We start from the raw sequence: 26,184 nt of genomic DNA, 5'->3' as shown, positions 1-26,184 counted from the left end.
CTTTAGTCATGCACAGTTAGTCATGCACAATGTGGGTGCCCGTTTCCCCGCGCAGCGCGGCGGGCAGGCGCTCCGGGGTGGTAATAATGACCCGGCTGCCGCCGTGGGCTAAAAATGCCAGGCTGGCGACGATTTTCGGCAGCATGCTGCCCGCCGGAAAGTGGCCCTCCTGCATATAGCGGGTCATCTCTCCGACCGTCACCGTTCCCAGCGCCTGCTGGTTGGCTTTGCCAAAATGAATGCACACCTTTTCAACGCCGGTGGTAATAACCAGCACGTCGGCGTGGATCTCACGCGCCAGCAGCGCGGTGGAAAGGTCTTTATCGATGACCGCATCCACGCTCTGATAATCGCCCTGTTCGCCGCGCACCACGGGAATGCCGCCGCCGCCGGCGCCAATCACCAGGAAGCCCTGGCGGGTGAGGGTTTTAATGGCCTCGGCCTCGACGATGCGTTTTGGCTCCGGCGAGGCTACCACCCGGCGATAGCCGCGTCCGGCATCTTCGACGAAGCGCCAGTCGGGATGAGCCCGCTGCAGCTCGTCACGCTGGGCGGCGCTAAAAAATGCGCCAATCGGCTTGGTGGGATGAGCAAACCCCGGATCGTTTTTATCCACCTCAACCTGGGTGACGATCGTGACCGCCTTTTGCTCGCCGCGATGGGCCAGGCGATTATTGAGCGCCTGCTGGATCAGATAGCCGATGCCGCCCTGGGTATCGGCGACACAGTTGGCCAGCGGCGTTAGCGGCAGGCCTTCGCGCTCGTGAGCGATTTCGGCGCGACGTAAATCCAGCCCGACCTGCGGCCCGTTGCCGTGGGTCAGCACGATGTTATAGTCCGATGCCAGCATCTCCAGCACCGTATCCGCCACGGCTTTCACGGCCTCGGCCTGATGCTCAATCGACTGGCTGGCGTTATCTTTTATGATGCTGTTGCCGCCAATGGCAACGACCACGAGTTCTTTCATTGTCCAGATTCCGCTACAGAGGGTAAGAAAGCTTGTTGTTCACCGTTGCCCGGACGCGGCGCCTGCGCCGCTCCCGGACAACTCTTTGCTACGCGAGGTAGCGCTCGCTCCAGCGCAAAATCGCCTTTTCAAAGCAGGCGAACGGCGGGTGGACAATGCCGGCGCCGATCATGCCGATCCCGGCATCTTTATGCGCGATGGCGGTATTGATCACCGGTAGAATGCCGCTGCTGCCGACGCGGGTGATATCGATAGCGGTCGGGATGCCCATAAAGCCGAGCAGCGGAATGGTGACGTTGGGGTTTTCACCGAGGGTGATTTCGCGCATCTGGCGTGAAAAATCGATAGCCTCCTCAACCGTGCCGCCAACCAGCGCGACGATAGCGGGGGCCGTCGCCATCGCAAAACCGCCGATGCCGTAGGTTTCGGTAATCGCGCTATCGCCGATATCCAGCCCGGAGTCTTCCGGTTTATAGCCGGCAAACATCGGGCCGATAACCTGCTGGGCCGGGCCGGTAAACCACTCTCCCGGCAGGCCGCTGACGCGCAGGCCGAACTCGACGCCGTTGCGCGCCATGGTGGTGACCACGGTGCTGTACTCAATGCCGTGGGCCGCATCCATCGCCGCTTTACACATCGCCATCCACGTCGGGCCGGAGAAGTAGTCGCTGCTGGCGACAAACTCGAAGACTTCGCGCTGCTGCTCGACGGAATAGCCGGCCTGAATAATGCCCGGCGTCAGTGCCTGGATCAGCAGGGTGGTGCCCGCATTGTTGCGGTTGTGGCACTCGTCGCCCATATGCAGAGCCTGAGCCAGCATCAGGCGCAGATCGATTTCGCCAACGATCTTCATTGCGTCCCGCAGCATCGGCCCCTGAACGTCGCGCATCCAGTTGAGGCGATCGATCACGCTCTGGTCGTTGGCCCCCATGCGCAGGATCTTCGCCATCTGCTCGCTCATGTTGGTAAACGCCACGTTGCCGTAGGTTTTATTCTCGACAATATGCATAAACATTGAGGCCGAGGTGACGCCCGCCATTGAGCCGACGCAGTCATGTTCGTGGCACGGCGAGAAGATGATCTCCCCGGAAGCCGCCAGCTCTGCGGCCTCATCCAGATCCTGCGCCAGGCCTTCGAACACCAGCGCCCCGGTCACCGCGCCCTTCATCGCGCCGCACATCTGCTCCCACTGCACTGGCGGCCCGGCGTGGAGGATGGTTTTGGCGGTCATGCCGGGAACCACGTTAATGGCCTGGTCGAAGCCGGTCAGCACCGGGTGCGACTGAATAATGCGCTCCAGCGCCTGCTGGTTGGCGGCGGCGATTTTGTCGGCCAGCGCGGAGTCGGCGATGGCGTCCAGCGCCTGTACTATCCGCATATTTCCCTGGCCCGGCGGCGTCCAGTCGAGCTGAGTAACGGCGGCGTGCTGCTTTTTCAGATCGTCGCTGAACAGGGCGATCCCAACGTTAATCACGTTCAGCGGCTGGTTGAATAGTGGCTGGCTCATCAGGCTTTCTCTCCTTTGCAGATAAACTCGCGCGCCAGCAGGCCGGTATGGCTGCTGCTGCTGGTCAGAATGACGCCCGCATCGCTAAGCATGCGGCGCTGTTGCTCCAGGGAAGGGGCGTCGAGGTCGGTGCCCAGCACGTAGCCGAGGATCGCCAGCGGGCGCCCGTCGGCGGCGGCAATAGCCTGCGCCTGCTTGATCGCCTCCAGCATCGCGCCGGCCGGGTCTTCATGGGAGCCGAAGCCGAGCACGAAATCCATGACGATGACGCCGACCTGCGGATCGCGGGCCTCCTGCAATAGCCGCTGGATGCGGTTGGTCGGGTCGATCATCGGGTGCGGCTTGCCGTTGGTGAAGTCGTCGTCGCCAAAATCGAGGAAGGTATGCTTAATGCTGCGGCTGATATCCGTCAGGCGCAGGGCCGGATCGGGCTGGATATTGCTGTAGACCTCGGCCTCTTTTTCCAGCAGCGCGAACATCGTTTCATCGCACAGGGTACCGCCGCAGAACAGGCCGCGAATATACTTCTGCTGCGGAGTCAGGCGCCCGCGAACCTCGGCAATCAGCGCCCGATCGGCAGCCTGGCGATCGTCGTCTGCGGGCGTAATGCCGCAGAGCGCGACCGCTTTCAGCGCCGCTTCGTAGGTTCCGCGGGCAAACTGCAGGCCGCTCTCATCCGCAGGCGCTTCGGCGCGACCGAGGAAGCAGGCCACCACCGGCTTGCGGCAGGCGCGGGCGCGCTCAACGACCTTCCGCGCCACCGCCGGAGCCGGGGGTTTGGAGATCAGGACGATGATTTCGGTCTGCGGATCGTTTTCCAGCATCCCGATGGCGTCCAGCATCATCAGGCCGCCGATTTTTTCGCTCAGATCGCGGCCGCCGGTGCCGATAAGCTGCGACACGCCGCCGCCGAAATCGTGGATCCTGACGCTCAGCTCCTGGCTGCCGGTGCCGGAAGCGCCGATAATCCCGATATTGCCGCGGCGCACCGCGTTGCCAAAGCACAGGGCGGTGCCGTTAATAATGGCGGTGCCGCAGTCCGGCCCCATCATCAGCAGACCTTTTTCATGGGCCAGCTGCTTAAGCGCCAGCTCCTCTTCTACCGTGACGTTATCGGAGAACAGCATAACGTTAAGGTCGTTTTGCAGCGCCTGGCGGGCTTCCCGGGCGGCGAACAGGCCGTTGACCGAAATCACCGCGAGATTGCTCTCGGGAAGATGCTTTTTGGCGCTGGCAAGCGTGGCATAACGGGCTTCATGCTGGCCGCTCTGCGCCTTGTTGTGGAACAGCTCTTCGATGGCCGCCAGGGTTTGTTCGTTGTCCGCGCCGTCGCGACCCTTAATGACGATCATCAGGTCGCCGTTTTTCGCTGCCGCCAGCTCCGGCGTCAGCAGCCCGAGATTTTTCAGCACCCCTTTGTTCATTTCCGTGGCCATCGCCACAAACGCCTGCTCGACGCCGTCGAGCTTATTAGCCCGCGTCGAAATCGACATCAGCGAAACGGAATCAAAATAGGTATTTGGCTTAACGATTATTTTAACTGACATCATTTCCTCCATACGCCTGGCTCAGGGCGCAGGCGTCCGCCATGCCGTACAGCATGTCGCAGCCGGAACTTGAGCCAATATTTTTAATATCGCCAATAGCGTCGACAGAAAAAGATTCTGGTTCATTCAGTAAATAATGAATAAAGCGCGCAATACTTTCTCTGTAACGCTGGTTTAATGCAGCCTCTAAGGTTATGGCGCTGAGCGTCGTGGTATTATTCCCGGTGCGCTGGAGGGCCAATAAAAAATCTTCCCGGTATTTTTCTGCCGGGTGTCCTGGGAGCAATAAAATAGTGCTCATGCCAACCAGGTAATCATCCGCCGACGGCGTCAGGCCAATACCCAACCCCAGCATCGAGGATACCGCAGGCGTAATTTCTTCTCCCTGCTGCAGGGCCGCTAGTAAAATGCGGCGGCGTTGCCGTAATTGCCGGCTAATTTCCTGATGAAAAGGATTATTGCCGCGATAGAGAAATAAAGTTTCATCTTCGCGCAGCTGCTGGCGGAGCGTTTGGCTCCAGCGCCGCCACGGAATATGCCGCAGGCGGTCGACGCTCAGCGTCGGTTTGGCCATTTGCCAGCGCCGGCATAGCGATGTCTCTATCCATCCGCTATCGCCGAACGCGATGCCTGAATCAAGAAAGCGAACCGGCTGGCCGGGCCGCAACAGATTGTCAAAGTGTGTGAGTGCCAACCTACAGCTGTTGGGCGCGTTATCGTAATCCGCGCAAAGCAGCGTCAGCATCCGCTGCGGACCCGGAACAAACAGATTTACCGCCCGGGAAAAGAGCTGTTCAACCCGCCCGCTGCCGCGCTGTGCGAGAAACCGTTCGTCCGCAGTTAGCGCTTGCACACACCGCCGTCCGGAGGTGTCGATAGCGGTTCTCCTCGGCTAGGCGCCCGCGGCAATCAGCAGCCGGGCTATTTCGCTAAAGCCTTTATCCCGCGCCAGCTCCAGCGGAGTTCGGCCATATTTATCGGTCATATGCGGGCTGGCGCCGTGCTCCAGCAGCAGCGCAACGATCGCCTGCTGCGTGTCGCCGCCGTCGTTGAGCACGATGGCTTCCAGCAGCGGCGTCCAGCCGACAAAGTTGGTGTGATTAACGTTAATCGCGGTGTGCGTCAGCAGCTCTTTGACGATCGCCAGATGGCCTTTTTCACAGGCTGGGGTCAGGCCGACTCCGCCGAAACGAGTTAAACAATTCAGGTCCGGAGCGGCGGGAAGAATTAAACGCAGCAGCGTTAAATCATTATTCAGGCAGCTTAGCAGGAAGGGGTTAAAACAGGTCTGGTCCTGTTTATTAATATCGATTCCCGCATCGATAAGCTGCGCCACGCAGTCATAGTGTTGATGGAGGCTGGCAAGGACAATTGCCGTCTGGCCGAGGCGGTTAGTGCTGTTAATATTAACGCCCTGGAGCAGGCACTGTTTTAATTGTGCGAGGTTTCCTTGCTCCGCCGCTAACAGGTATTCAGTGATGAGATTTTCCCTGGACATAAACCGGCTCCGGATAAATTTGCGCTGATGCTTTTGGTCGATGGGCTGAGAATAGCAATGAAAAAATGATAAAAGAACCCGCTTAAAATTTATTCGCCGGAAAGCGGCCGATTGTTGAATTTTATTTAATAATGGATGCAGACTGTGCGGTGATGCACCCTTTGCTGGTTTCTCCGTATTCCCCTTAATGCAATCGGGTTTTATTTATATATAGTTGCCGAACGTAATAACGACTCCTGGAAACGATTATCCGGAGGAGGACAAGATGAACGGACTCACGGCTACGGGGATTACTGTCGGAATTAGCGCCGGCGTCTGGCAGCTGATCTCCTCGCAGGTTGGGCTTGAGCACGGCTGGGAATTATTAGGTACGATTGGCTTCGTCGCCTTCTGCAGTTTTTACGCCGCGGGCGGGGGAAAAGAGGGGTTTATCAAAAGCCTGTTTGTTAACTATTCCGGGGCGGGGTGGGCGTTTCTTGCGGCGCTGGCCTCGGGATGGGTCGCCGCGCTGAGCGGCATATCGGGCTTCTGGGCCAGCGTCATCGTCACGGTGCCGTTCTCGGCCGTGATTGTCTGGCAGGGACGGTTTGCTCTGACTTCGTTTATCCCCGGCGGCTTTCTCGGCATGACGCTATTCTTCGCCTCCGGGCTGAACTGGCCGGTGACGCTGCTGGGCTTCTTTGCCGGCAACTGCGTCGGCCTTATTTCCGAGTATACCGGCCGTCGGCTGAGCGAAGCGACGTCGAAACCCGAGGCCTGAAACGACGCCGCTGGCCGAAGGAACCGGGAGCTCCTTCGGCCAGGCTGTCAGCATGGCGTTAAAAGTTATTCAAAAATGGTTGCCCAATCATCAGCGCAGCAAATACATTCAGCGTGAGGATCTAACGGATGGCCGGTTGACGAGAGCAGGAGCGGGCGCATGAACTCAATTTTTACCGAAGAGAATCTTCTGGCGTTTACCACGGCGGCGCGCTTTGGCAGCTTTAGCAAGGCGGCGGATGAGCTGGGGCTCACGACCTCCGCCATCAGCTATACCATTAAGCGGATGGAGACCGGGCTGGACGTGGTGCTGTTTACCCGCAATACCCGCAGCATTGAGCTCACCGAATCCGGCTACTACCTTTTTCGCAAAGCCACCGACCTGCTGAATGATTTCCACGCCATCAAGCGCAGCATCGATACCATCGCCCAGGGCATCGAGGCGCGGGTGCGGATCTGCATTAATCAGCTGCTGTATACGCCGCGCCACACCGCACGCCTGCTGCAGGTGCTTAAAAAACAGTTTCCCACCTGCCAGATAACCGTCACCACCCAGGTTTATAACGGCGTCTGGGACGCCATTATTAATAATCAGGCCAACATTGCCATCGGCGCCCCGGATACGCTGCTTGACGGCGGCGGCATTGATTACACCGAAATCGGCGCGATTCGCTGGGTATTCGCCATTGCCCCGGATCACCCGCTGGCGTTTATGCCGGAGCCTATCTCCGAAAGCCAGCTGCGCCTGTATCCGAATATCATGGTGGAAGACACCGCGAATACGATTAATAAAAAGGTCGGCTGGCTGCTGCATGGTCAGGAGGCGATCCTGGTGCCGGATTTTAATACCAAGTGCCAGTGCCAGATCCTCGGCGAGGGAATTGGCTTTCTGCCGGATTATATGGTCCATGAAGCGATGGACGAGCGGCTGCTGGTGACGCGCCAGATCCACAACCCGCGCCAGGATTCGGGAATGCTCCTCGCCACCCAGCACGCGGCGACCGGGCAGGTGACCCAGTGGATTAAAAAGGAGTTTCGTCCGGGCGGCCAGTTGACCGCTATTTATCAGGATTTACTCCATCGGGGGAAATAACGGGAACGGACCCGGCCACTTTATGTGATATAACAGCGGGTATAAAAACATAAGGTGTTAATTAAATGAGAAAATTAAAGCTAATTGTTGGCGGCTTGATCTGTGCTGGTTGTTTATTAACGCCGGTATTATCGCTGGCAAATTATAAAATAAATACCCAGCCGATTCATTTCGCTAAAGGCACCAGCGGCGCCAGGCTCCATAATGCGGTGAGCGGGGCCGACGTGAAAGACTATACGCTGGTGGCTAAAGCGGGCCAGACGATGCGCGTCAGTATGAAAAGCAGCGCCCACCATCCCTATTTCAACGTCATTAACCCGGCTAATGAAACGGTTTTTAATGGCTCCATGCGTGAAGGCGATTTCGAGCAGCGCCTGGCGACCGGCGGGAAATATACCGTTCGCGTGTACCAAATGGGCGGCGCGCGCGATGAGGGTAAAACCAGCCCCTATGAGCTGACGCTTAAAATTATCCACTAGCCTGCCGGCAAACCGCCTGCGGGCGGCTATTTAGTGCGCTTATAGCCCGCCGGCGGGAGTACCCTGCGCCCACCGCGATCGCCAGTGCGCGATATACTTCCTCGCAATCTCCGGCCGGTTACGAATAACCACTACGTTTTCGCTATTCATCGTTTCCGCCGAAGGGGCGTAGTTAAATGACCCGGTTTCCACCGTTGCGCCATCGGCGATAATCGTCTTGTCGTGCTGAATGTGATAGTGGCCATCGACGCGGAGCGGCACGCCATGTTGCACCATATATTGCATCATGAGCCGGCTGGCTTTCGCGCGGTTGCGCTTTTTATCCACCACGATCCGCACGTCAACGCCGCGATCCCTGGCGGCCACCAGCGCACGGGCAATATCTGGAGCCTGAAAGGCGTAGGCGATCATGCGGATCGAGATGTGGGCCTGATTAATCGTTTGTAGAACCAGCTGCCGGGCCGATCCCTCCGGTGAAAAGCCCACCTCGACATCAGGCGCGGCCTGGGCGAAAGCGGACAGCGATAGCGCCGTTGCGAATATCAGCGGCTGATAGATTGAGGAGCGCAGCATAACTGTCCTGTCGAGATCGGGAGAACCGGAAGGGCGCAGTCTACGCTCCCGGCGGCGCATCGTTCCAGTGTCTATCCATGATAAAGCATGTCCATCCATGAATGATTCCCCAATGAAATCATCTCCTGCTGAATGCCAGTCCCGCCCCATCGGCTCGTGAGCAAACTGCTGGCCGCCTCTCATTTTTCGCTCGTTTATGCAGCAATGTTAGATATCTGTCAAAGTTCTGTTACTACGTGGTTTTAAAATTTTCATTTCAGTTATTTAATTATAAAAGTTTCAAATTAGTTGTTAATGAAACAAACTGACTGAAATGTGATGACCGCAAGCGTAGATGATTAATGAACTGCTGTTTTAATAATTCATTATAAATCAACTGATTTTAGCGGTTTTTAGCGAAAGGTGAGCCGACGGCGCTGGCAGAGACGCGTGCTCTGGCCGAAGGACAGGCAGGTGTTTGCCCCGTTATTTATGAAATTAATTTTTCATTTATCTCAATAAACTGGCGTATCAACGACGCTCAAGGATCAACTGTGAATATCAAGAAAACGATTGTTGCCTCTTTGTTAGCCTGTATGTTGCCTGCGGTTGTTATGGCAAAAGATATTTCCGTCGGCGTTTCGATGGCGCTTTTTGATGATAACTTTCTGACGATCCTGCGTACCGCAATGCAAAAAGAGATGCAAAAAGATGGCGTCAAGTCGCAGGTTGAAGACGCCAAGGGCGACGTGGCGCAGCAGCTCCAGCAGGTTCAGAACTTCATCGGCCAGGGCGTTGATGCCATCATCGTTGCCCCGGTCGACACCAACGCGGTGAAACCGATTATAGATCAGGCGACCAAAGCCGGTATTCCGCTGGTGTTCGTTAACCGTCGCCCGCAGCTGCCGCTGACGGACAAAATGGCCTACGTCGGCTCGGATTCAGTCCTCGCCGGTCGTCTGCAGATGGAAGCGCTGGCGAAGGCGATGAACGGTAAAGGAAACGTCGCGATTCTGCTGGGCGATCTGGCGAATGAATCGACCCGCGACCGCACCAGGGGCGTGGAAGAGGTAGTGGCAAAATACCCGAATATTAAAATTGTGCAAAAGCAGACCGCCAAATTCATGCGTAATGACGCGGTGGACGTGGTGAGCAACTGGATGACCAGCGGGGAAGATATCCAGGCCATTGCGTCAAACAATGATGAAATGGCCATTGGCGCGCTGCAGGCGCTGGGCAGCAACCCAAATCATATTCTGATCGCCGGCGTTGACGGCACCCCCGACGCGCTGCAGATGCTCAAAAACGGCAAGATGATCGCCACGATTTTCCAGGACGCGAAAGGTCAGGGTGAAGGCGCGGTCAACGCCGCCATCAAGCTGGCTAACGGTGAGAAAGTAGAAAAATTCATCGACGTCCCCTACCAGCTGATTACCAAAGAAAACATGTCTGATTTCGTCAGCCGCAACCAAAAATAACCATTCCAGGCCCAGCGGTACGGAGGTTGATGTATGAACGCTTTTGCCCTAGAAGCCGAAGGTATCAGCAAGTTCTTTCCCGGAGTGAAGGCGCTCGATAATGTCTCATTACGCGTGCGCCCGGGAACGGTGCACGCGCTGATGGGCGAAAATGGGGCCGGTAAATCCACGCTAATGAAATGCCTTATCGGGATTTACCGGCCCGATAAGGGCGCAATAAGAGTCAAAGGCCAGCCGGTTCAGTTTCAGGACACGATGGATGCGCTGCGATCGGGGATCTCGATGATCCACCAGGAGCTTAATCTGGTGCCGCATATGACGGTGGCGGAAAATATCTGGCTGGGCCGCGAGCCGATGAAGTATGGCTTTGTCGATCATCGCCAGCTGATTAGCCAGACCCATGCGCTGCTGAATAAACTCAATATTCGCCTCGCTGCCGATCGGCTGGTGGGCGATCTTAGCATCGCCGCCCAGCAGATGGTCGAAATTGCCAAAGCGGTCTCGTGGAACGCCGATATCGTCATTATGGATGAGCCGACCTCGGCATTAACCGAAGGGGAGGTCGCGCACCTGTTTACGATTATTCGCGACCTCCGCGCGCAGGGTAAAGCCATCATCTATATCAGCCATAAGATGGATGAGATTTTTGCTATCACCGATGAAGTCAGCGTCTTTCGCGACGGCAGCTGGGTGGACAGTAAACAGACGGCGGAGTACACCCGCCAGTCGTTAATTACCCAGATGGTCGGGCGTGAATTAACCCAGCTGTTCCCAAAATTCAATAATACGATTGGGGAGGATGTCCTGAGCGTGCGGAATCTGTCGCGAAAGGGCTATTTCGATGACATCAGCTTCAGCGTGCGTCGCGGCGAAATCCTCGGCGTTGCCGGGCTGGTCGGGGCCGGACGCAGCGAGGTGATGGAGTGTCTGTTCGGCATGGAGAGCTTTGACGACGGAGAGGTCCTGATTGATGGCGTCCCGGTGAAGATCGATTCTCCTTCCGTGGCCATCGAAAAAGGGATGGCGCTGCTGACCGAGGATCGCAAAAAGTCAGGCCTGTTCCTCGTCCTGTCGGTGCTGGAGAATATGAGCATCGTCAATATGCCGGAATATGTCGGCAAAAGCGGGTTCGTGAAACATATGAAAATGGCGGAAGACTGTATGGCGCAGATCCGCCGCCTGAATATAAAAACTCCGACGATGGATCAAATTATTAATAACCTCAGCGGCGGTAATCAGCAAAAAGTACTGATTGCCCGCTGGCTCTTAGCCCAGCCCAAAATATTAATTCTCGATGAGCCGACCCGCGGTATTGACGTGGGAGCGAAGGCTGAAATTTACCATCTGATTAGCGAACTGGCGAACCGTGGCGTCGCGGTGATTATGGTTTCTTCTGAACTACCGGAAATTCTCGGGATGAGTGACCGCGTGATGGTCATGCACGAAGGGCGTATTACCGGCATCCTTGAAAAAGATGAGGCCGATCAGGAAACCATTTTGTCGCTGGCATCCAATTGAGGCGTAGAGAATGAGCAATATGAAATTGACCGCAGCTCCCGTAAATGAGAAACCCTCTTTCTTTCGTCATCTGCGGCATAAAATGCCGAAAGATACCGGGATATTTATCGTCATGGTGGTGATTGCCCTGACTTTTGAAATTGCCGGCTGGTTCGTTCGCGACCAATCATTTTTAATGAATAGCAACCGCCTGGTGCTGATTGTTTTACAGGTGGCAATTATCGGTATTATCGCCGTTGGGGTGACTCAGGTGATTATTACCACCGGGATTGACCTCTCCTCCGGTTCGGTTATCGCCCTTGCGGCGGTGGTGGCGGCGAGCCTGGCGCAGACCTCGGACAGCCTGACGCCTATGTTTCCGTCGCTGGTCAACCTGCCGGCGGCGATCCCCGTTTTGGCCGGGATCGGCGTCGGCCTGCTCTGCGGATTGACCAACGGTTTTCTGGTGACCCGCACCGGGATCCCGCCGTTTATCGCCACCCTCGGGATGATGGTCTCCGCCCGCGGTCTCGCGCAGTATTACACCCAGGGCAACCCGATTAGCTTCCTGTCCGACAGCTTTACCGCCGTGGGGCAGGGGGCGATGCCGGTCATTATTTTCTTTGTGATCGCCGCGCTGTTCCATGTCGCGCTAAAGCATACCCGCTACGGTAAATACGTCTACGCCATCGGCGGCAACATGACCTCGGCGAAAGTTTCCGGCATCAACGTCAACAAGTATCTGGTTATCGTTTATACCATTGCCGGCGCGCTCTCCGGCCTCGCCGGCGTGGTGCTGGCGGCGCGCGTCAGCAGCGGCCAGTCGAGCATGGGGATGTCCTATGAGCTGGATGCCATTGCCGCCGCGGTGATCGGCGGCAGCAGCCTGATGGGCGGCGTCGGGCGGATTACCGGAACGCTGATAGGGGCGGTGATCCTGGGGCTGATTAAAAGCGGCTTCACCTTCGTCGGGGTGGATGCCTACGTGCAGGATATTATTAAAGGCATCATTATCGTGGCCGCGGTGACCATCGATATGCGCCGCAACCGTAAAAAACACTAGGTTTTAAAAATGGCCCGCCGCGGGCCATTGGTTTTCATACGCGGGGGGGTTACGCCTCGTTTGCCGCCAGCAGCAGGCTGTGCAGCAGGACGTTGGCCCCTTTTTCGGCCCAGGCGGGCAGAATATTTTCGGCCTCATTATGGCTAATCCCCTTCTCGCAGGGGATAAATATCATGCTGGCGGGGGCTACCTTGCTGATATAGCAGGTATCGTGCCCGGCGCCGGAAACCATCCGTTTAGCGCTGTAGCCGAGCGCCAGCGCGGCCCGCTCGCTGCGCGCCAGGCAGTCGGGGTCGAAGGCGATGGGCGCGTAGTCAAAAATGCGCTCGACCTCTGCCGTCACGCCGCGTTCGCCCAGCGCCGCGGCGGCGCGGCGCAGCGCGAGCTCCATCGCTTCGAGAGCGTCGCTTTGCGGATGGCGAAACTCGACGCTGCACTCCACGCGGCCGGGCACCACGTTGCGCGAACCCGGCGTCACCTGCACGGTGCCGACCGTCGCGCGGCCGTCTGGCTGGTGGGCAAGACCGATCTCTTCCACCGCCAGCGCCAGCTCGGCAAAAGCGGTTAGCGCATCGCGACGGCTGCCCATCGGCGTGGTGCCTGCGTGGGCGGCGAAGCCGGTCAGGCTGACGTTGAACCAGCGCTGGCCCATCGCCGCGTGCACGAGGCCGATATCAATTCCTTCGTCTTCCAGAATCGGCCCCTGTTCGATATGCACCTCGTAGCAGGCGTGCAGGGGAAATGCGGCCGTCGGGTGCTGGCCGCGATAGCCGATAGCCTCCAGCGCTGCGCCGACGCTGACGCCGGTGCGATCTTCGCGGGCAAGGGCCCACTCTTCGCTGAACTGCCCGGCCCACACGCCGGAGGCGAGCATCGCCGGGGCAAAGCGCGCGCCCTCTTCGTTGGTCCAGTTCACCAGCACGATATCGCGCTCGGTTTCGCTGCCGCGTTCGTTAAGCGCCCGCAGCGCCTCCAGCCCCGCCAGTACGCCGTAGATACCGTCATAGCGGCCGCCCAGCGGCTGGGAGTCGACGTGCGAACCGGTCAGTACCGGCGCCAGCGCCGGGTTTTTACCCGCCCGGCGGATAAACATATTGCCCATGCTATCGACCCGGTAGCCAAATCCCGCCTCCAGCGCCCAGTCGCGCAGCAGATCCCGGGCCTGGCGGTCCTCTTCGCTCAGCGTCAGCCGGGTGACGCCGCCGGCGGGCGTCGCGCCGATGGTCGCCATTGCGTTAAGCGTTGCCCACAGGCGCTCGCCGTTGACGGTTATCATGATGGGTCCTTCTTTACGCGATAGCGGAAATCACAGCACGGCGCGCCCTGCATAATGGTCGTCGTGCGGGTTAGCTCAACCTCCGGCGCATAGCCGACGATAAACTTGTCATCGCGGGCGCAGGAGAGCAGGTGGCCAATCTCGCCGAGGCCCATCTGGTGATACATTTCGGCATAGCGGCAGCGGTTAACGTTGTAGTTGTACTGCCGATCGTCGGCATCCAGCACGGTGACCTCCAGCGCATTGTCCTTTTCCCACAGATACTGCAGGGCGATAAAGCTCTGGATATCCGCGCCGTTGGGCTCTTTGGCGGCGAAGGTTTTCCCCGCCTCAATGGCGGCGTTTTCAATCGCCTCGCCGATGACCGCCTGGGCGCGAGCTTTGCCAATCTCGCGGACCAGGATGTCGTAAATCGGCTTAATAATCTCTGCTTCAATTTTGCGGCGGGCGAGAATGCCCAGCTCATTATTATCACTCATCACGTTGCCTCACTGCGTTACTTCGTGGCGCCGCCGCCGAGTACGGTTTGCGGCTGCCATTTACCGTCGACGACTTTGTAGACGGTAAAGGTTGGCGACTTCAGGTTGCCCTCTTTATCAAAGGCGATCTGCCCGGTAACGCCTGAGTAGCTGATGGCGCGCAGGGCGGGCAGGTAGACGGCCGGATCGACGGAGTCGGCTTTTTCCATCGCCGCGACCAGCACGCGCGTAGCGTCGTAGGCGAACGGCGCGTGCAGCTCGATATGGGTGTGATAGCGCGACTGATAGGCCTGCTCAAAGGCCTTGCCGCCCGGCATCTGCTCCACCGGCAGTCCCGGCTCCAGCGCCACCACGCCGTTGCCCTCTTTTTGCGCCAGCTGCAGGAAGGTCTGGCTGACGAAGCCGCCTGCGCCCATCAGGGTGGCGCTGAGCCCCAGCTGCTTGATGCGGCGCGCCAGCGGTGCAGCCTGGCTGTCGACGCCGCCGAAGAAGATCAGATCGGCGTTTTTGCTGCGAATCGCCGTCAGCACGGCGCTGAAGTCCACCGTTTTGTCATCGACGTACTGGCGATCGACGATATCGATCCCCTGGGCCTTCAGCGACTTAATAAACTCATCCGCCAGGCCCTGGCCGAAGGCGGTGCGATCGTCGATCACCGCAATGCGTTTGGCCTTCAGGGTCTGCACCGCGTACTGGCCGGCAAACTGGCCGCCGTCATCGTCATGGCCCATCACCCGGAAGCTGGTATCGAAGCCCTGTTTGGTATACGCATGACCGGTCGCCACCGGCGCAACTTGGGCGATCCCGGCGTCGTGATAGACCCGCGCCGCCGGAATGCTGGTGCCGGTATTCCAGTGGCCGACCACGCCCGCCACGCCGCTATCCACCAGGCGCTGAGCCACGGCTACCGCGGTGCGCGGGTCAGACTGGTCGTCTTCTGATTGCAGCTTAAAGGTTACCGCCTTGCCGCCGATCGTCGGGTGCTGCTTGTTGATATCGTCAATGGCCAGCCGGGCGCCGTTTTCCAGGTCCTTGCCGATACGCGCGGAAGGGCCGGTTAGCGGGCCGGCAAGGCCGATAGTGACGGTTTCGCCGGCGGCGGACCATGCGGCGGTTGAGGCAAAACCGCTGAGCACAATAGCGGCGCTGAGCGCACTGATTTTTGCTGTTTTCATTGTTTTTCCCTGATGTTGGTTGGTGTGTTAAACGGGCATTTCGCCCAAATAAATCTGTGCAATGCGGTCGTCGGCCAGCAGCGCCTGCGATGCGCCGCGCTCAACGATGCTGCCGCTGTCCATCACCCACGCGCTGTCGGTGGCCTCCAGCGCCAGGCGCGCGTTCTGCTCAATGAGCAGCAGCGCCACGCCGCGCTGGCGCAGGGTGGCAATAACGCGAAAAACATTCTCCACCATCAGCGGCGCCAGCCCCATCGACGGCTCGTCGAGGATCAGCAATCGCGGGCGGCTGAGCAGGGCGCGGTTCAGCGCCAGCAGCTGCTGTTCGCCGCCGGAGAGCAGCCCGGCCAGCTGATGCTGGCGCTCGCCGAGGCGGGGAAACTGGCTGAAGATGTCGTCCATCTCCCGCTTAACCGCCGCGCCGTCGCGGCGCAGCCAGGCGCCCATCTGCAGATTTTCCAGCACCGTCATGCGGGCGAAAATGCCGCGGCCTTCCGGCACCATCACCAGCCCTTCACGCAGCAGCGTTTCGGCCCGGCGTTTGCGTACCGGCCTGCCGTTGAAGAAGATGTCGCCGCTAAACGGCTCCAGGCCGGTAACGGCGCGGACGGTGGAGCTTTTGCCCGCGCCGTTGGCGCCGATAAGCGTCGTCTGCTCGCCCTCCTGGACGCTAAACGACACCTCGCGTACCGCCTGGATGCCGCCGTAGTGCACCCCAAGACCGCTGACGGTTAACAGATCAGACATGCGCATTTCCTCCCAGCCAGGCGGCGATAACCGCCGGGTCGCGACGTACGGTTTCAGGCGTGCCGCTGGCCAGCGTTTTGCCATAGTCCAGCACCATCAGGCGATCGCAGATCCCCATCACCAGCTTGACGTCGTGCTCAATCATCAGCAGCGTTTTGCCGTCGTTACGGATGCGCAGCAGCAGCTCTCCAAGCGCCACTTTTTCCGCGGCATTCATCCCGGCGGCCGGCTCATCCAGCGCCAGCAGACGCGGATCGGTAGCCAGCGCGCGGGCAATCTCCAGACGCCGCTGGTGGCCGTAGGCGAGGTCGCAGGCGCGGTAGTGGGCGAACTGCGCGATGCCGGTATACTCCAGCCAGTGCCACGCCAGCTCGCGGGTTTGCGCCTCTTCGGCGCGGGCGCGGCGGTGGCGGCTCAGTGCCGCCCACAGGCCGTTGCGGGTGCGTACGTGGCGGCCGACCATCACGTTTTCCAGCACCGACATCTGGTTAAACAGCCGCACGTTCTGGAAGGTGCGGGCGATACCGGCGGCGGTGACTTTCTCAATGTTCTTCGGGAAGTAGGGCTGACCGGCAATGGCGAACTCGCCGCTGTCCGCCGGATAGAGCCCGGTTATCAGGTTAAAGCAGGTGGTTTTACCCGCCCCGTTGGGGCCGATAAGACCGTAGATTTCGCCCTCGTTGATGGTGAGCGAGACGTTATCGACCGCCGTCAGGCCGCCGAAGCGCTTTGACATATGGCTGACGCTTAGCAGGCTCATGCTTTGGCTCCTTTATGTCCGGCGGGCCAGATGCCCTGCGGGCGCAGCAGCATCACCAGCACCAGCGCCAGGCCGTAAAAGAGCTGGCGCAGAATTTCCGGGTCAATCAGCACTTCGCCAAACAGCGCCTGCTGCAGCGGGGCGGCCTGGCTGCGCAGCAGCTCGGGCAGGGCGGTCAGCAGCACGGCGCCGAGGATAACGCCCGGGATATGCCCCATTCCGCCGAGCACCACCATCGCCAGGACCGCAATCGACTCCTGCAGGGTGAAGGATTCGGGGGAGACAAAGCCCTGGAATGCGCCGAACAGCGCCCCGGCGACGCCGCCGAACGACGCGCCGATGGCGAACGCCAGCAGCTTATAGTTACGCAGATTAATGCCCATCGCCCGGGCAACGTCCTCATCCTCACGGATGGCGTGCCAGGCGCGGCCGATCCGCGAGTGCTGCAGGCGCAGGCAGACGAAAATAATCGCCACAATCACCAGCATCAGCAGGTAGTACCACAGCCACAGCGCCGGAACCTTAACGCCGAACCAGTGATAGACGCCGCTGAATTTAAGACCAAACAGGCTGAGCGTATCGATGCCGGAAATGCCCTTTGCGCCGTTGGTAATATTCACCGGGCGATCGAGGTTGCGCATCAGAATGCGGATAATCTCGCCAAAGCCGAGGGTGACGATGGCCAGGTAGTCACCGCGCAGCTTCAGGGTCGGCGCGCCCAGCACGATGCCGCAGCCCGCCGCCACCAGCGCGGCGAACGGAATAATCAGCAGCCAGGAGGTGTGCAGGCCGTCCGGGAACCAGGCCAGAAGCTGCGGGAACGTCTCCAGCAGATGCGGGGAGGCCAGCAGAGCCGCGAGGTACGCGCCGACGGCGTAAAAGGCGATAAAGCCCATATCCAGCAGGCCGGTGTAGCCGACCACGATGTTGAGACCCAGCGCCAGCATGATGTACAGCAGGGCGAAGTCGATGACCCGCACCCAGTAGTTGCCGCCGAGCTGGCTGGCGACCATCGGCGCCACCAGCAGCGCGCAGATAAACAGGGTCATGCCGGACCAGAAGCGACGGGAGGCGGCGGGGGCCGCGACGAGTTGTGCCGTTGTCATATTTTTTCCTATGCCCGATGCGCGACGCGCTCGCCGAGTAAACCGGCGGGACGGAACACCAGCACCACAATCAGCACCATAAAGGCGAAAATATCCTGATAGTTGCTGCCGAAGACGCCGTGGGTCAGGTCGCCGAGATAGCCGGCGCCCAGCGATTCGATGATCCCCAGCAGCAGGCCGCCGAGCATCGCGCCGCGAATATTGCCGATGCCGCCGAGTACCGCCGCGGTGAAGGCCTTAATGCCGGGGAGAAAACCCATTGAGAAGCTGGCGCTGCCGTAGTTGCTGGCCATCATGACGCCCGCCAGCGCCGCAAAAGCGCCGCCAATCGCGAAGGTGAGGGTGATAATGGCGTTGGGGTTCACCCCCATCAGCGTGGCGATGCGCGGGTTCTCCGCCACCGCGCGCATGCCGCGGCCTAAGCGGGTAAATTCCACCAGCAGCCACAGGCCGAGCATGACCGCAAAAGCCAGCGCAACGGTGACGATGCCGGTCACGGTGACGATCGCCGGCGGATGCGCTTCGCTGCCGTGGGTAATGGCGATCGGCTCCATCGGCAGGATCTGCGGGAACATCTGCGGGTTGCGGGTCCAGATAATCATCGCCGCGGTTTGCAGCAGCACCGATACGCCGATCCCCGAGATCAGCGGCGCCAGGCGCGGAGCGTTGCGCAGGCGGCGGTAGGCAAAGCGCTCAACCGCCATCGCCAGCAGCGCGCATACTGCCATAGCCAGCATCAGCGCCAGGATCAGCTGGGCCAGCGGCGGCAGGTTGGGAAAATGGGCGTTCAGCGCGTTCATTGCCGACAGCGTCGTCAGCGCGCCGATCATCAGAATATCGCCGTGGGCAAAGTTAATGATGCGCAGGATGCCGTACACCATGGTGTAACCGAGCGCGATAAGGGCATAGATGCTTCCCAGCATGATCCCATTGATGAATTGTTGTATGAGTGTGTCCAACCGAGTTACCCGACAATTTGCTCAAATTACGGCTACCATCCAATAAATGAATTAAATTGTAAAATACGGATATATTCTTTCTTATTATGATCGCGAATTTATCTATCTTTATGATATTTAATATAATTAAATAACGTATCGGATCTCATTTAGCGCTAAGAAAATCAATATATGAAAAAAACAGAACAGTCAGCGGAGCGGGAAGTATGGACGGAAAGCGGCCTGGTCAACGATCCGCCGCTGCGGGCAGTGCGCGCATTTGAAGCTATCGCCCGTCTCGGCAGCATCACCCTGGCCGCCCGGGAGCTGGCGATATCGCCGTCGGCGGTCAGTCATCAGCTGAAGGTGCTGGAAGGATACCTGCAGATCCCGCTCACCGAGCGGCAGGGGCGACGGCTGACCCTCAGCCTGCAGGGGCGCGAATACTACCGCTCCATTCGCGCGGCGTTTAACGTTCTGCGCCAGGCCACCGAGCATCTGGTCGATCAGGTCCAGAGCCAGCAGGTCACGATCAGCCTGATCCCGCTGTTTGGCATGGGCTGGTTTATTCCTCGCCTGCCGTCATTTGTCCACGCCAACCCGCAGACCGAAATCAATGTGGTTTACGCCAACCACCGTAACTACCTCAGCGACGCCTCGGATATGTCGATTCGCTTCGGCAACGGGCAGTGGGCGGGATATCAGAGCGAAAAGCTGATTTCCGGCAGAATGGTGGCGGTGTGCAGCCGGGCGTTTATCCGCCTGCACGGGCATATTGATACGCCGGAGCAGCTGCTGCAGATGCCGCTGCTTCATGACGAGGAGCGCAGCACCTGGAACCAGTGGTTTGTGCAGCAGGGGGTGAGGCGCCCGCCGCGATCGACGGGGCCGCTGTTCGAGGACGGGCTGTTAACCCTCGCCGGCGTGCAGGCCGGGCTGGGCTGCGCGCTGATGCGCGAACCGCTGATCGCGCCGTACCTCAACAGCGGCGAGATGGTGAAAATCTTTGACGCGGCGATCGATGACGGCCGGGATTACTATCTGTGCGTGCGCCAGGACAGCGAAATGACGCCTAACGGCAGGCTGCTGCAGAGCTGGCTGCGCAGCGAGGCGCTGGGATAGCCCACTAGTCATCGACCGTTGACGTTTGCGCATACAGGATCACGATGCCCAGCGCGTTGCTGCGTTTTATAATCGTAATCCGGTTGTCACCGGGATAGTAGCCAAAGGGGTAGCAGATGCGGATCTCTTTTTGTAGCTCCGGTTCTTCAACGTACGCCCCGGAGCAGCTGCGCGAGCCGCCGGAGGCATACTGGTAGGGGGCGGTATAGGTTGATACTTCACCGGGCTGCAGCCAGGTCAGGGTGATCAGTATCACATGCTGAATTAACATGGCGAGGGCAAACGTCACCACAAAACTGCCGACTATGGCGTTGAACAGCTGGCGAGGAGGCATATTGCTGACGACGCCCTTACGGATGCTTAACCAGATAAACAGGGCCATGATAAGCAGGGCCAGCGCTAAGGCGGCATACAGCATGCCGCGAATCACGACCGGATTGAGAAATGTTTCACGGTCGATTTCAACGCTCCACGCCACGGCAAAAAAAATCACCAGCAGCGTAGAAACGGTGACGGATATTAACCACGGATATGAATATTTCTTCACTGACTAGCCTCCCTGCTGCAATCAGTATGCGCTTAAGAATTTACCCAATGCCGCTCACATTTTTGCCTGGTGACGAATTTGCAGCGTCGCCGGCAGGTAGCGCTGCAGCGGCTCCGGGGCCGCGCCGTCGATTAGCTGGCTGATGAGGTCATAGCAGTGCCAGGCCAGCTGGCGATTATCCTGCTGGACGGTATCAATGCGCAGCGACAGCGAGTCATACAGATAGTGGTCATCAAAGCTGGCGAGGTGGATGCCGGAATCCAGTAAATTATGCTGGCTCATATAGCGCAGCACCCCTTCCAGCAGGCCGCAGGCGGCGGTGAACAGCGCCTTCGGCGGTCGCCCCAGCCGCGCGCAGAGCGCGGCAAACATTTCGTAGCCGGAGCTGGGATGATAGTTGCCGTTAATCACCCATTCGGGGCGGAGCTCAACGCCCGCCTGCGCCAGTCCCTGGGTGAAGCCGGCCAGCCGGTCCCGCGAAGGCGAAAGCCGCGGCTGGCCGCCGAGAAACCAGAACTCGTCGGCGTGTTGGGGGGCGATCCGTGAGATCAGCTCGGCGGTGGGGGTGATGGAGTCGGTCATCACCAGCGGCAGGCTGCTGCCGCTGGGGCTGCGGTCAAACAATACTACCGGCAGCTGTTCGCTGAGCTTGAGATAATCCGCGTCGTTGTGCATGCAGGAGGCGACGATCAGCCCGTCAACCTGGCGGGCAATCATATTATTGACCACCATGCTTTCCTGAGCCGGGTTTTCGTCGGTGCAGGAGATCAGCAGCTGAACGCCCGCCTCGCGGCACAGCATCTCCAGCTCATGGGAGAAGACCGCGAAGCCGTAGTTGGTGATTTCAGGCACCACCAGTCCGATGGTATGGCTGCGGTTATCGCGCAGGGAGCGGGCGTGAATGCTCGGCTGATAGTGCTGCTCGCGGGCTATGGTCTGGACGCGTTCGCGGGTTTCCTGAGCCACGCGCAGCTCTTTGCCACGACCGTTCAGCACGAGGCTGGCGGTCGCTTTCGAGACGCCCGCCAGCTCGGCGATATCTTTAATGGTAACGCGTTTGGTTTTCATCACGACAGCATACGCCCGAAATTAAAACGCTGATTCTACCATGCATGGCCGCAGCGGCCAGTAGCAGAATGCAGCCGGCGTCGCACCGCTGAAAATCATTTGTCCGGGATACTGCGGGAAATAGCGGCTGCTCATCACGCCTTCCCCTCCGTTGATGAAAACCTCAACGCTTGAGCTGTCGCATAAAATCCGCAGGGCATGCACCTCTCCCCGCCAGTAGCGGTAGAGCGCTTCGTCGGCGGTCAGGCTGCGCCGTTCGAGGCGAATGCCGTCGGCGTCGAGAGTGAGCTTGAGGGCGCCGCCGAAATCAATCGCCAGCTCGTCGCCGGGCGCGACCTCAAAGGCGATGTCCACTGGCGCCAGCGGCAGGGTTGGTCCCTGCCAGCCGCGGGCTTCACCGCGCAGGTCCGCCAGTTCGCGCACCGGATGCTGGTAGAGTTTTCCGTCGCGTAGCTCCAGCTCCCGCAGGCAGGTCATCTGGTGGATCCAGCCGTGGGCGAGGGTCGGCTGGCGCATCTCTTCGCCGTCCGGAACCCCCATCCAGCCGACCAGCAGCCGACGGCCGTCGGCGGCCTGCATGGTCTGCGGGGCGTAAAATTCGAACCCGGCATCCAGCTCATTAAGCGCGCCGTGGTCAAAGCTGGCGCTGGCGTAGTCGAAGCGGCCCGCCATCCACACGGCGGGGTAGGTGTTGAGGTAGCGGTCGGCCTCGCGGGCGATGCCCTGGGGGCAGCAGATCAGGATATGCTGGTCAGCGAGCGGGAACAGATCCGGACACTCCCACATATAGCCGGCATCGTGCAGGCCGTTGACGTCGCTGCCGGCAATTTCGCCTTCCGCCTCCCACTGGTGCAAATCCGCGGAGCTGAACAGCAGCACCTTACCGCGCTTTTGCAGGTCCTGGGCGCCGAGGACCATGTACCAGCGGCCTTCGTGCTGCCAGACCTTCGGGTCGCGGACGTGGCCGGTATAGCCCTTCGGCAGCGGCAGCACCGGGCCGGTTTTGCTAAAGGTACCGTCGCTGTTTTCCGTTGCCAGGCACTGCCACGCGGTTCTGCTGCCGTCTTCAAACTTCACGTTGCCGGTGTAGCACAGGGTCAATTTTCCGTCGTTATCGACGGCGCTCCCCGAGTAGCAGCCGCTGCGGTCGTACTCTTCGTCCGGCATCAGCGCGATCGGCTCATGCTGCCAGTGCAGCAGGTCGGCGGAGCTCCAGTGCCCCCAGCACTTGAACTTATGATCGCAGGCTATCGGGTTCCACTGATAAAACAGATGATAGCGCCCGGCAAATTCGATAAAGCCGTTAGGATCGTTCATCAGGCCGGTGGTCGGGGCCAGGTGCCACTGCGGATAGTGGCTATCGCGCAGCGCGCGCGGCTGGCCCTGCATTACGGCCCGTAAAATTGCCGGCAAACGTGAAGGAAGTGACATTATTCAGCGTCCGTTTTGTATTTCAGCAGCAGGGAAACGGTGAAGGCCACGCCGAAGGCGATAACCATCCCGATGATGTAGTTCAGCAGCGAGCTGGCCTGCACGATAGCCATGCCGGGGATCGCCGTCAGCCCGACCGCCGTCATGTAGACGTGCATCGAAACCACCCACGCGCCGCCCGCCGCGCCGCCGATAAGGGCCGCGATAAACGGCTTCACGAAGCGTAGGTTAATACCGAATATCGCCGCCTCGGTGATCCCCAGCATAGCGGAAAAGGCTGAGGGCAGGGTGATGGCTTTGATTTTGGCATCTTTGGTTTTAAACCATACCGCCAGACAGGCGCCGCCCTGGGCGACGTTGGCCATGGCCCAAATCGGCAGCAGGAAGTTGACGCCGATCGACGGGTTGCCCAACAGCCCTGCCTCAATGGCGTGGAAGCTGTGGTGAATGCCGGTGATCACGATAACCGAGTAGAGGCCGCCGAACAGCAGCCCGGCCAGCCAGCCGGCGTGGGCGATCAGGGTGCTAAGAATAAACGAGATGCCATCGCCCAGCGCGCGGCCGGCGGGGCCGATAATCAGCAGAGCGATAAAACCGGAAATGATAACCGTCAGGAACGGCGTCAGGATCAGATCGAGGGCGTCAGGGATCACCCGGCGCAGCTGTTTCTCGACGATGCTCATAAACCATACCGCCAGCAGCACCGGGAATACCGTGCCCTGGTAGCCGATCATGGCGATTTCCAGACCGAAAAAGTTCATCGAATGGAAACCGGCGGCCACGCCCCAGGCGTTGGTGAGCGCCGGGTGGGTTAAGATTCCGCCCAGGGTTGCGCCGAGATAAGGGTTGCCGCCAAATTCGCGTGCGGCGGTGAAGCCAATCAGGATCGGCAGAATGATAAATGCCGCCGAGCTGCACATATCGAGAATGATATAGATGGCGTTGCTCGGATCGACCCAGCCGTAGGTTTTTACCATCCCCAGCAGGCCCATCAGCAGGCCGGAGGCGACGATAGCCGGGATAATGGGAACGAAGATGTTCGACAGCAGGCGCGCAATGCGCTGGAAGGGGTTGAGCTTTCTCGCCGCAATATTGGCGGCTTCCGACTTGCTGGACTCGCCGATCCCGGCGGCCTGGATAAACGCGGCGTAGACTTTGTTCACGATGCCGGTGCCAAAGATAATCTGCATCTGGCCGGCGTTATTAAAGCAGCCCTTCACCCCTTCGATTTCGCCGATGGCCTTCTTGTCGGCCAGCGAATCATCGACCAGCACCAGACGCAGGCGCGTGGCGCAGTGCGCGGCGCTGGCGATATTTTCCTTACCTCCCAACAGCGGAAGCAGCGAGCGGGAAATGTGTTCGAAATCCATAGTACCCTCTGAATGCGTAATGATTTGCGTGTTTGGTCCCGTGGTGACGGGGGCGCAGTCTCTGCGTTGTTATTGTGTCCGGGGCGATGAAACGCGCTTTGTCGCCCCGGTTGTTTCTGTCGTCAGGTGTTAACCATCAGAACCAGGTTTCCATTTGCATACCGAACGACCATTCGCCGCCCGATTTAAAACCGCTGCTGCCTAAAGCGTCATCGCTGGCGTAATTATCCAGTTTTTTGCTCCAGTCCATCCACGAGGTGTAGAGACGGATCTCCGGACGACTGAAGAAATCACCGATGCTGCCGACCTTAAAGGTCGGTGCGAAGGTGAGCTTATAGAAGCTACCGTTCACCGCATGACGGTCGTTATAGCCCTCGGGTTTGAGATCCATGTATTGGTAGGTGCCTTCGTAAGCGAGGGCGAAGTTCTGGTTGATCTCCTGAATCAGACGCATGTTGAGGGTCGCCCACTGATAGCTGTCGCCATCGACATAACGGTCTTTACTGCTCTGCGCCAGTACCGCCGGGGCGATAAACCAGTTCTCGCTGAGCGGCGTGGTGCCGTAGCTGGCGAAGCGCCAGGTATTGGCTCCCGGACGCAGTGCCCCGTCGGAACCGAGGCCTTTCACCTCTGCGCCCAGACCGTGCCCATAGAGCAGGGCCGTTTTGCTGCTCCCTTCCCGTAGGCCGTAAAAACTGTCGTTGTGCAAACCGAGTAGCGTATGTACCCCGGTATTTGCCGCATCGCCTTTGACCAGATTGCCGTTGGTATCTTTCCGCTCGTCATTATCTTTCGCCCGCATCCCGCTGACCATCACCTGCACCGGGCCGATGAAGTTGTTCATGCTGAGGATGTAGTTCTGCACGCTATTGCTCGAATCATCAATATCGCCGAAGTTGCGTCCGTATAGAGAGAAGTTACTGCGCAGACTGTCGTTCCACTTCACGTCGTAAATACCGCCGCCGGTACCCGCGAGGAATACCACGTCGGAATCGACCCAGTGAATATCAAAGTTGTCGCGGTCAAAGCGTTTCCCGGCCCACAGGGTTGAACCTTTGAACGGTCCTTCGAAGGTCGGCAGGTTGCCCAGTTCTACGAAAGCCTGGCGAACGTTCAAATCGCTGGTGCTTGCCGTCCAGTCGTTGTAGGTGGTTTGTCCGTCGGCCACCATCACTTTGAAGCGGGTCGTCGCGCCGTTATCCAGGGTCTGCTTATGTTCAAGATTCATTTCAACATAGGTGTCGGCCTGGTTCCCCAGGCGGCCGATAGCCCCACCGGTTTCCCCCGCAGGCGTCATATATGCGCCGGATTTAGTACTGGAGGCTGAGTCGTTCATGATTACGCCGGAGCGGGCGTAGCCGTGGAACTCAAAGCCGCTCTTTTCATCGGCTTTCTTCTCCAGTTGGGCGGTGCGCTGGGCTACCTGCTGGGTGTTGTCCTGGGTTTTCTGCTGCTGCGTGGTGAGCTGCTCGACTTTCTTCTCGGCCGACTCGGCGCGGTTTTCCGCGGTCTGCGCCCGGTTTTCCGCGTCCTGTAGGCGTTTTTCCAGGGCGATCAGACGGGCTTCGATGGTGCTTAAATCCGTTTGCGCATGGGCCGATCCGGCACCGGTTAGCAAAGCAATAAGGACGGCAAGTGTGCGTTTTTTATACATGCTGTTCGCATCCCAAAGGTAAATTGAATGGTGTGTTGTTTTTGCTAAACCGGTTTAAGTCATATGTTAAA

The 26,184-nt window shown here is 59.1% G+C and carries 25 protein-coding genes; 7 read left to right on the top strand and 18 right to left on the bottom strand.

Going from position 1 to position 26,184, the window contains the following annotated elements:
• Positions 1-16 precede the first annotated feature (16 nt).
• The 5 genes from QFI97_RS21365 to QFI97_RS21345 all read right to left on the bottom strand — a co-directional run bounded on the left by QFI97_RS21365 (position 17) and on the right by QFI97_RS21345 (position 5,519).
• The gene (locus QFI97_RS21365; RefSeq protein WP_346431940.1) at positions 17-967 is read right to left on the bottom strand and encodes a carbamate kinase family protein; all 951 of its coding nucleotides are present in this window, start codon (positions 965-967) and stop codon (positions 17-19) included.
• 88 nt (positions 968-1,055) lie between these two features.
• Complete coding sequence (locus QFI97_RS21360) at positions 1,056-2,474, bottom strand: YlbE family protein (protein WP_095094707.1); 1,419 nt, start codon at positions 2,472-2,474, stop codon at positions 1,056-1,058.
• A complete protein-coding gene (gene fdrA, locus QFI97_RS21355; RefSeq protein WP_346431939.1) occupies positions 2,474-4,021 on the bottom strand; it encodes an acyl-CoA synthetase FdrA in 1,548 nt (515 codons plus the stop codon). Before fdrA ends, QFI97_RS21360 begins: the two co-directional genes overlap by 1 nt.
• Positions 4,011-4,874: an oxamate carbamoyltransferase subunit AllH family protein gene (locus QFI97_RS21350; RefSeq protein WP_095094711.1), complete on the bottom strand. Its 864-nt coding sequence runs from the start codon at positions 4,872-4,874 to the stop codon at positions 4,011-4,013. The genes fdrA and QFI97_RS21350 overlap by 11 nt, the downstream gene beginning before the upstream one ends.
• Before the next feature lie 39 nt (positions 4,875-4,913).
• Complete coding sequence (locus QFI97_RS21345) at positions 4,914-5,519, bottom strand: ankyrin repeat domain-containing protein (RefSeq protein WP_095094713.1); 606 nt, start codon at positions 5,517-5,519, stop codon at positions 4,914-4,916.
• 265 nt (positions 5,520-5,784) lie between these two features.
• Between QFI97_RS21345 and QFI97_RS21340 the strand changes: the two genes are divergently transcribed.
• The 3 genes from QFI97_RS21340 (at position 5,785) to QFI97_RS21330 (ending at position 7,850) form a co-directional block, all read left to right on the top strand.
• Positions 5,785-6,279 carry a DUF1097 domain-containing protein gene (locus QFI97_RS21340; protein WP_331850631.1) on the top strand — a complete coding sequence of 165 codons (495 nt, stop codon included), beginning with the start codon at positions 5,785-5,787 and terminating at the stop codon, positions 6,277-6,279.
• 159 nt (positions 6,280-6,438) lie between these two features.
• The gene (locus QFI97_RS21335) at positions 6,439-7,371 is read left to right on the top strand and encodes a LysR substrate-binding domain-containing protein (RefSeq protein WP_095094717.1); all 933 of its coding nucleotides are present in this window, start codon (positions 6,439-6,441) and stop codon (positions 7,369-7,371) included.
• Positions 7,372-7,436: 65 nt separating this feature from the next.
• A complete protein-coding gene (locus tag QFI97_RS21330) occupies positions 7,437-7,850 on the top strand; it encodes a DNA breaking-rejoining protein (protein ID WP_346431938.1) in 414 nt (137 codons plus the stop codon).
• A gap of 39 nt (positions 7,851-7,889) precedes the next feature.
• Here QFI97_RS21330 and QFI97_RS21325 read toward each other — a convergent pair whose 3' ends face one another.
• On the bottom strand, positions 7,890-8,423 hold the full coding sequence (locus QFI97_RS21325) for a phospholipase D family nuclease (RefSeq protein ID WP_095094721.1): 534 nt from the start codon (positions 8,421-8,423) through the stop codon (positions 7,890-7,892).
• 533 nt (positions 8,424-8,956) lie between these two features.
• Here QFI97_RS21325 and QFI97_RS21320 point away from each other — a divergent pair.
• The 3 genes from QFI97_RS21320 to QFI97_RS21310 are packed head-to-tail and all read left to right on the top strand — an operon-like array spanning position 8,957 to position 12,440.
• On the top strand, positions 8,957-9,880 hold the full coding sequence (locus QFI97_RS21320) for a sugar ABC transporter substrate-binding protein (protein WP_095097958.1): 924 nt from the start codon (positions 8,957-8,959) through the stop codon (positions 9,878-9,880).
• Between the two features lie 33 nt (positions 9,881-9,913).
• Positions 9,914-11,398 carry a sugar ABC transporter ATP-binding protein gene (locus QFI97_RS21315; RefSeq protein WP_346431937.1) on the top strand — a complete coding sequence of 495 codons (1,485 nt, stop codon included), beginning with the start codon at positions 9,914-9,916 and terminating at the stop codon, positions 11,396-11,398.
• Positions 11,399-11,417: 19 nt separating this feature from the next.
• The gene (locus tag QFI97_RS21310; protein ID WP_331850713.1) at positions 11,418-12,440 is read left to right on the top strand and encodes an ABC transporter permease; all 1,023 of its coding nucleotides are present in this window, start codon (positions 11,418-11,420) and stop codon (positions 12,438-12,440) included.
• Between the two features lie 49 nt (positions 12,441-12,489).
• Here QFI97_RS21310 and QFI97_RS21305 read toward each other — a convergent pair whose 3' ends face one another.
• From QFI97_RS21305 to QFI97_RS21275, 7 genes are read right to left on the bottom strand one after another with little or no spacing between them, the layout of a single operon-like run.
• On the bottom strand, positions 12,490-13,716 hold the full coding sequence (locus QFI97_RS21305) for a Zn-dependent hydrolase (RefSeq protein WP_331850629.1): 1,227 nt from the start codon (positions 13,714-13,716) through the stop codon (positions 12,490-12,492).
• Positions 13,713-14,195, bottom strand: a complete 483-nt coding sequence (locus QFI97_RS21300; protein ID WP_095094729.1) for an L-2-amino-thiazoline-4-carboxylic acid hydrolase — start codon at positions 14,193-14,195, stop codon at positions 13,713-13,715. The genes QFI97_RS21305 and QFI97_RS21300 overlap by 4 nt, the downstream gene beginning before the upstream one ends.
• 17 nt (positions 14,196-14,212) lie before the next feature.
• Positions 14,213-15,370, bottom strand: a complete 1,158-nt coding sequence (locus QFI97_RS21295) for a branched-chain amino acid ABC transporter substrate-binding protein (RefSeq protein WP_095094731.1) — start codon at positions 15,368-15,370, stop codon at positions 14,213-14,215.
• Between the two features lie 27 nt (positions 15,371-15,397).
• Positions 15,398-16,117: an ABC transporter ATP-binding protein gene (locus QFI97_RS21290; RefSeq protein ID WP_095094733.1), complete on the bottom strand. Its 720-nt coding sequence runs from the start codon at positions 16,115-16,117 to the stop codon at positions 15,398-15,400.
• Positions 16,110-16,877 carry an ABC transporter ATP-binding protein gene (locus QFI97_RS21285; RefSeq protein WP_346431936.1) on the bottom strand — a complete coding sequence of 256 codons (768 nt, stop codon included), beginning with the start codon at positions 16,875-16,877 and terminating at the stop codon, positions 16,110-16,112. The genes QFI97_RS21290 and QFI97_RS21285 overlap by 8 nt, the downstream gene beginning before the upstream one ends.
• Positions 16,874-17,983, bottom strand: coding sequence for a branched-chain amino acid ABC transporter permease (locus QFI97_RS21280; protein WP_346431935.1), 1,110 nt, complete (start codon positions 17,981-17,983; stop codon positions 16,874-16,876). The genes QFI97_RS21285 and QFI97_RS21280 overlap by 4 nt, the downstream gene beginning before the upstream one ends.
• 8 nt (positions 17,984-17,991) lie before the next feature.
• On the bottom strand, positions 17,992-18,906 hold the full coding sequence (locus QFI97_RS21275; protein WP_223261742.1) for a branched-chain amino acid ABC transporter permease: 915 nt from the start codon (positions 18,904-18,906) through the stop codon (positions 17,992-17,994).
• Positions 18,907-19,113: 207 nt separating this feature from the next.
• Here QFI97_RS21275 and QFI97_RS21270 point away from each other — a divergent pair, with 207 nt between their 5' ends.
• Positions 19,114-20,043, top strand: a complete 930-nt coding sequence (locus QFI97_RS21270; RefSeq protein ID WP_346431934.1) for a LysR substrate-binding domain-containing protein — start codon at positions 19,114-19,116, stop codon at positions 20,041-20,043.
• A 4-nt stretch (positions 20,044-20,047) separates the two neighbouring features.
• Here QFI97_RS21270 and QFI97_RS21265 read toward each other — a convergent pair whose 3' ends face one another.
• The 5 genes from QFI97_RS21265 to QFI97_RS21245 all read right to left on the bottom strand — a co-directional run bounded on the left by QFI97_RS21265 (position 20,048) and on the right by QFI97_RS21245 (position 26,113).
• Positions 20,048-20,590 (bottom strand): hypothetical protein, encoded by a 543-nt coding sequence (locus QFI97_RS21265; RefSeq protein ID WP_331850623.1) that lies wholly within the window; start codon positions 20,588-20,590, stop codon positions 20,048-20,050.
• A gap of 54 nt (positions 20,591-20,644) precedes the next feature.
• The gene (locus QFI97_RS21260) at positions 20,645-21,658 is read right to left on the bottom strand and encodes a LacI family DNA-binding transcriptional regulator (protein WP_331850622.1); all 1,014 of its coding nucleotides are present in this window, start codon (positions 21,656-21,658) and stop codon (positions 20,645-20,647) included.
• Positions 21,659-21,679: 21 nt separating this feature from the next.
• Positions 21,680-23,089 carry a sucrose-6-phosphate hydrolase gene (locus QFI97_RS21255; RefSeq protein ID WP_331850621.1) on the bottom strand — a complete coding sequence of 470 codons (1,410 nt, stop codon included), beginning with the start codon at positions 23,087-23,089 and terminating at the stop codon, positions 21,680-21,682.
• A complete protein-coding gene (locus QFI97_RS21250; RefSeq protein ID WP_095094749.1) occupies positions 23,089-24,459 on the bottom strand; it encodes a sucrose-specific PTS transporter subunit IIBC in 1,371 nt (456 codons plus the stop codon). The genes QFI97_RS21255 and QFI97_RS21250 overlap by 1 nt, the downstream gene beginning before the upstream one ends.
• 136 nt (positions 24,460-24,595) lie before the next feature.
• Positions 24,596-26,113: a carbohydrate porin gene (locus QFI97_RS21245; protein WP_095094751.1), complete on the bottom strand. Its 1,518-nt coding sequence runs from the start codon at positions 26,111-26,113 to the stop codon at positions 24,596-24,598.
• Positions 26,114-26,184: the final 71 nt, after the last annotated feature.

The organism is Klebsiella scottii (assembly GCF_036561945.1).
Lineage (GTDB): Bacteria > Pseudomonadota > Gammaproteobacteria > Enterobacterales > Enterobacteriaceae > Klebsiella > Klebsiella scottii.
This window is presented reverse-complemented; position numbering and strand designations above follow the sequence as displayed.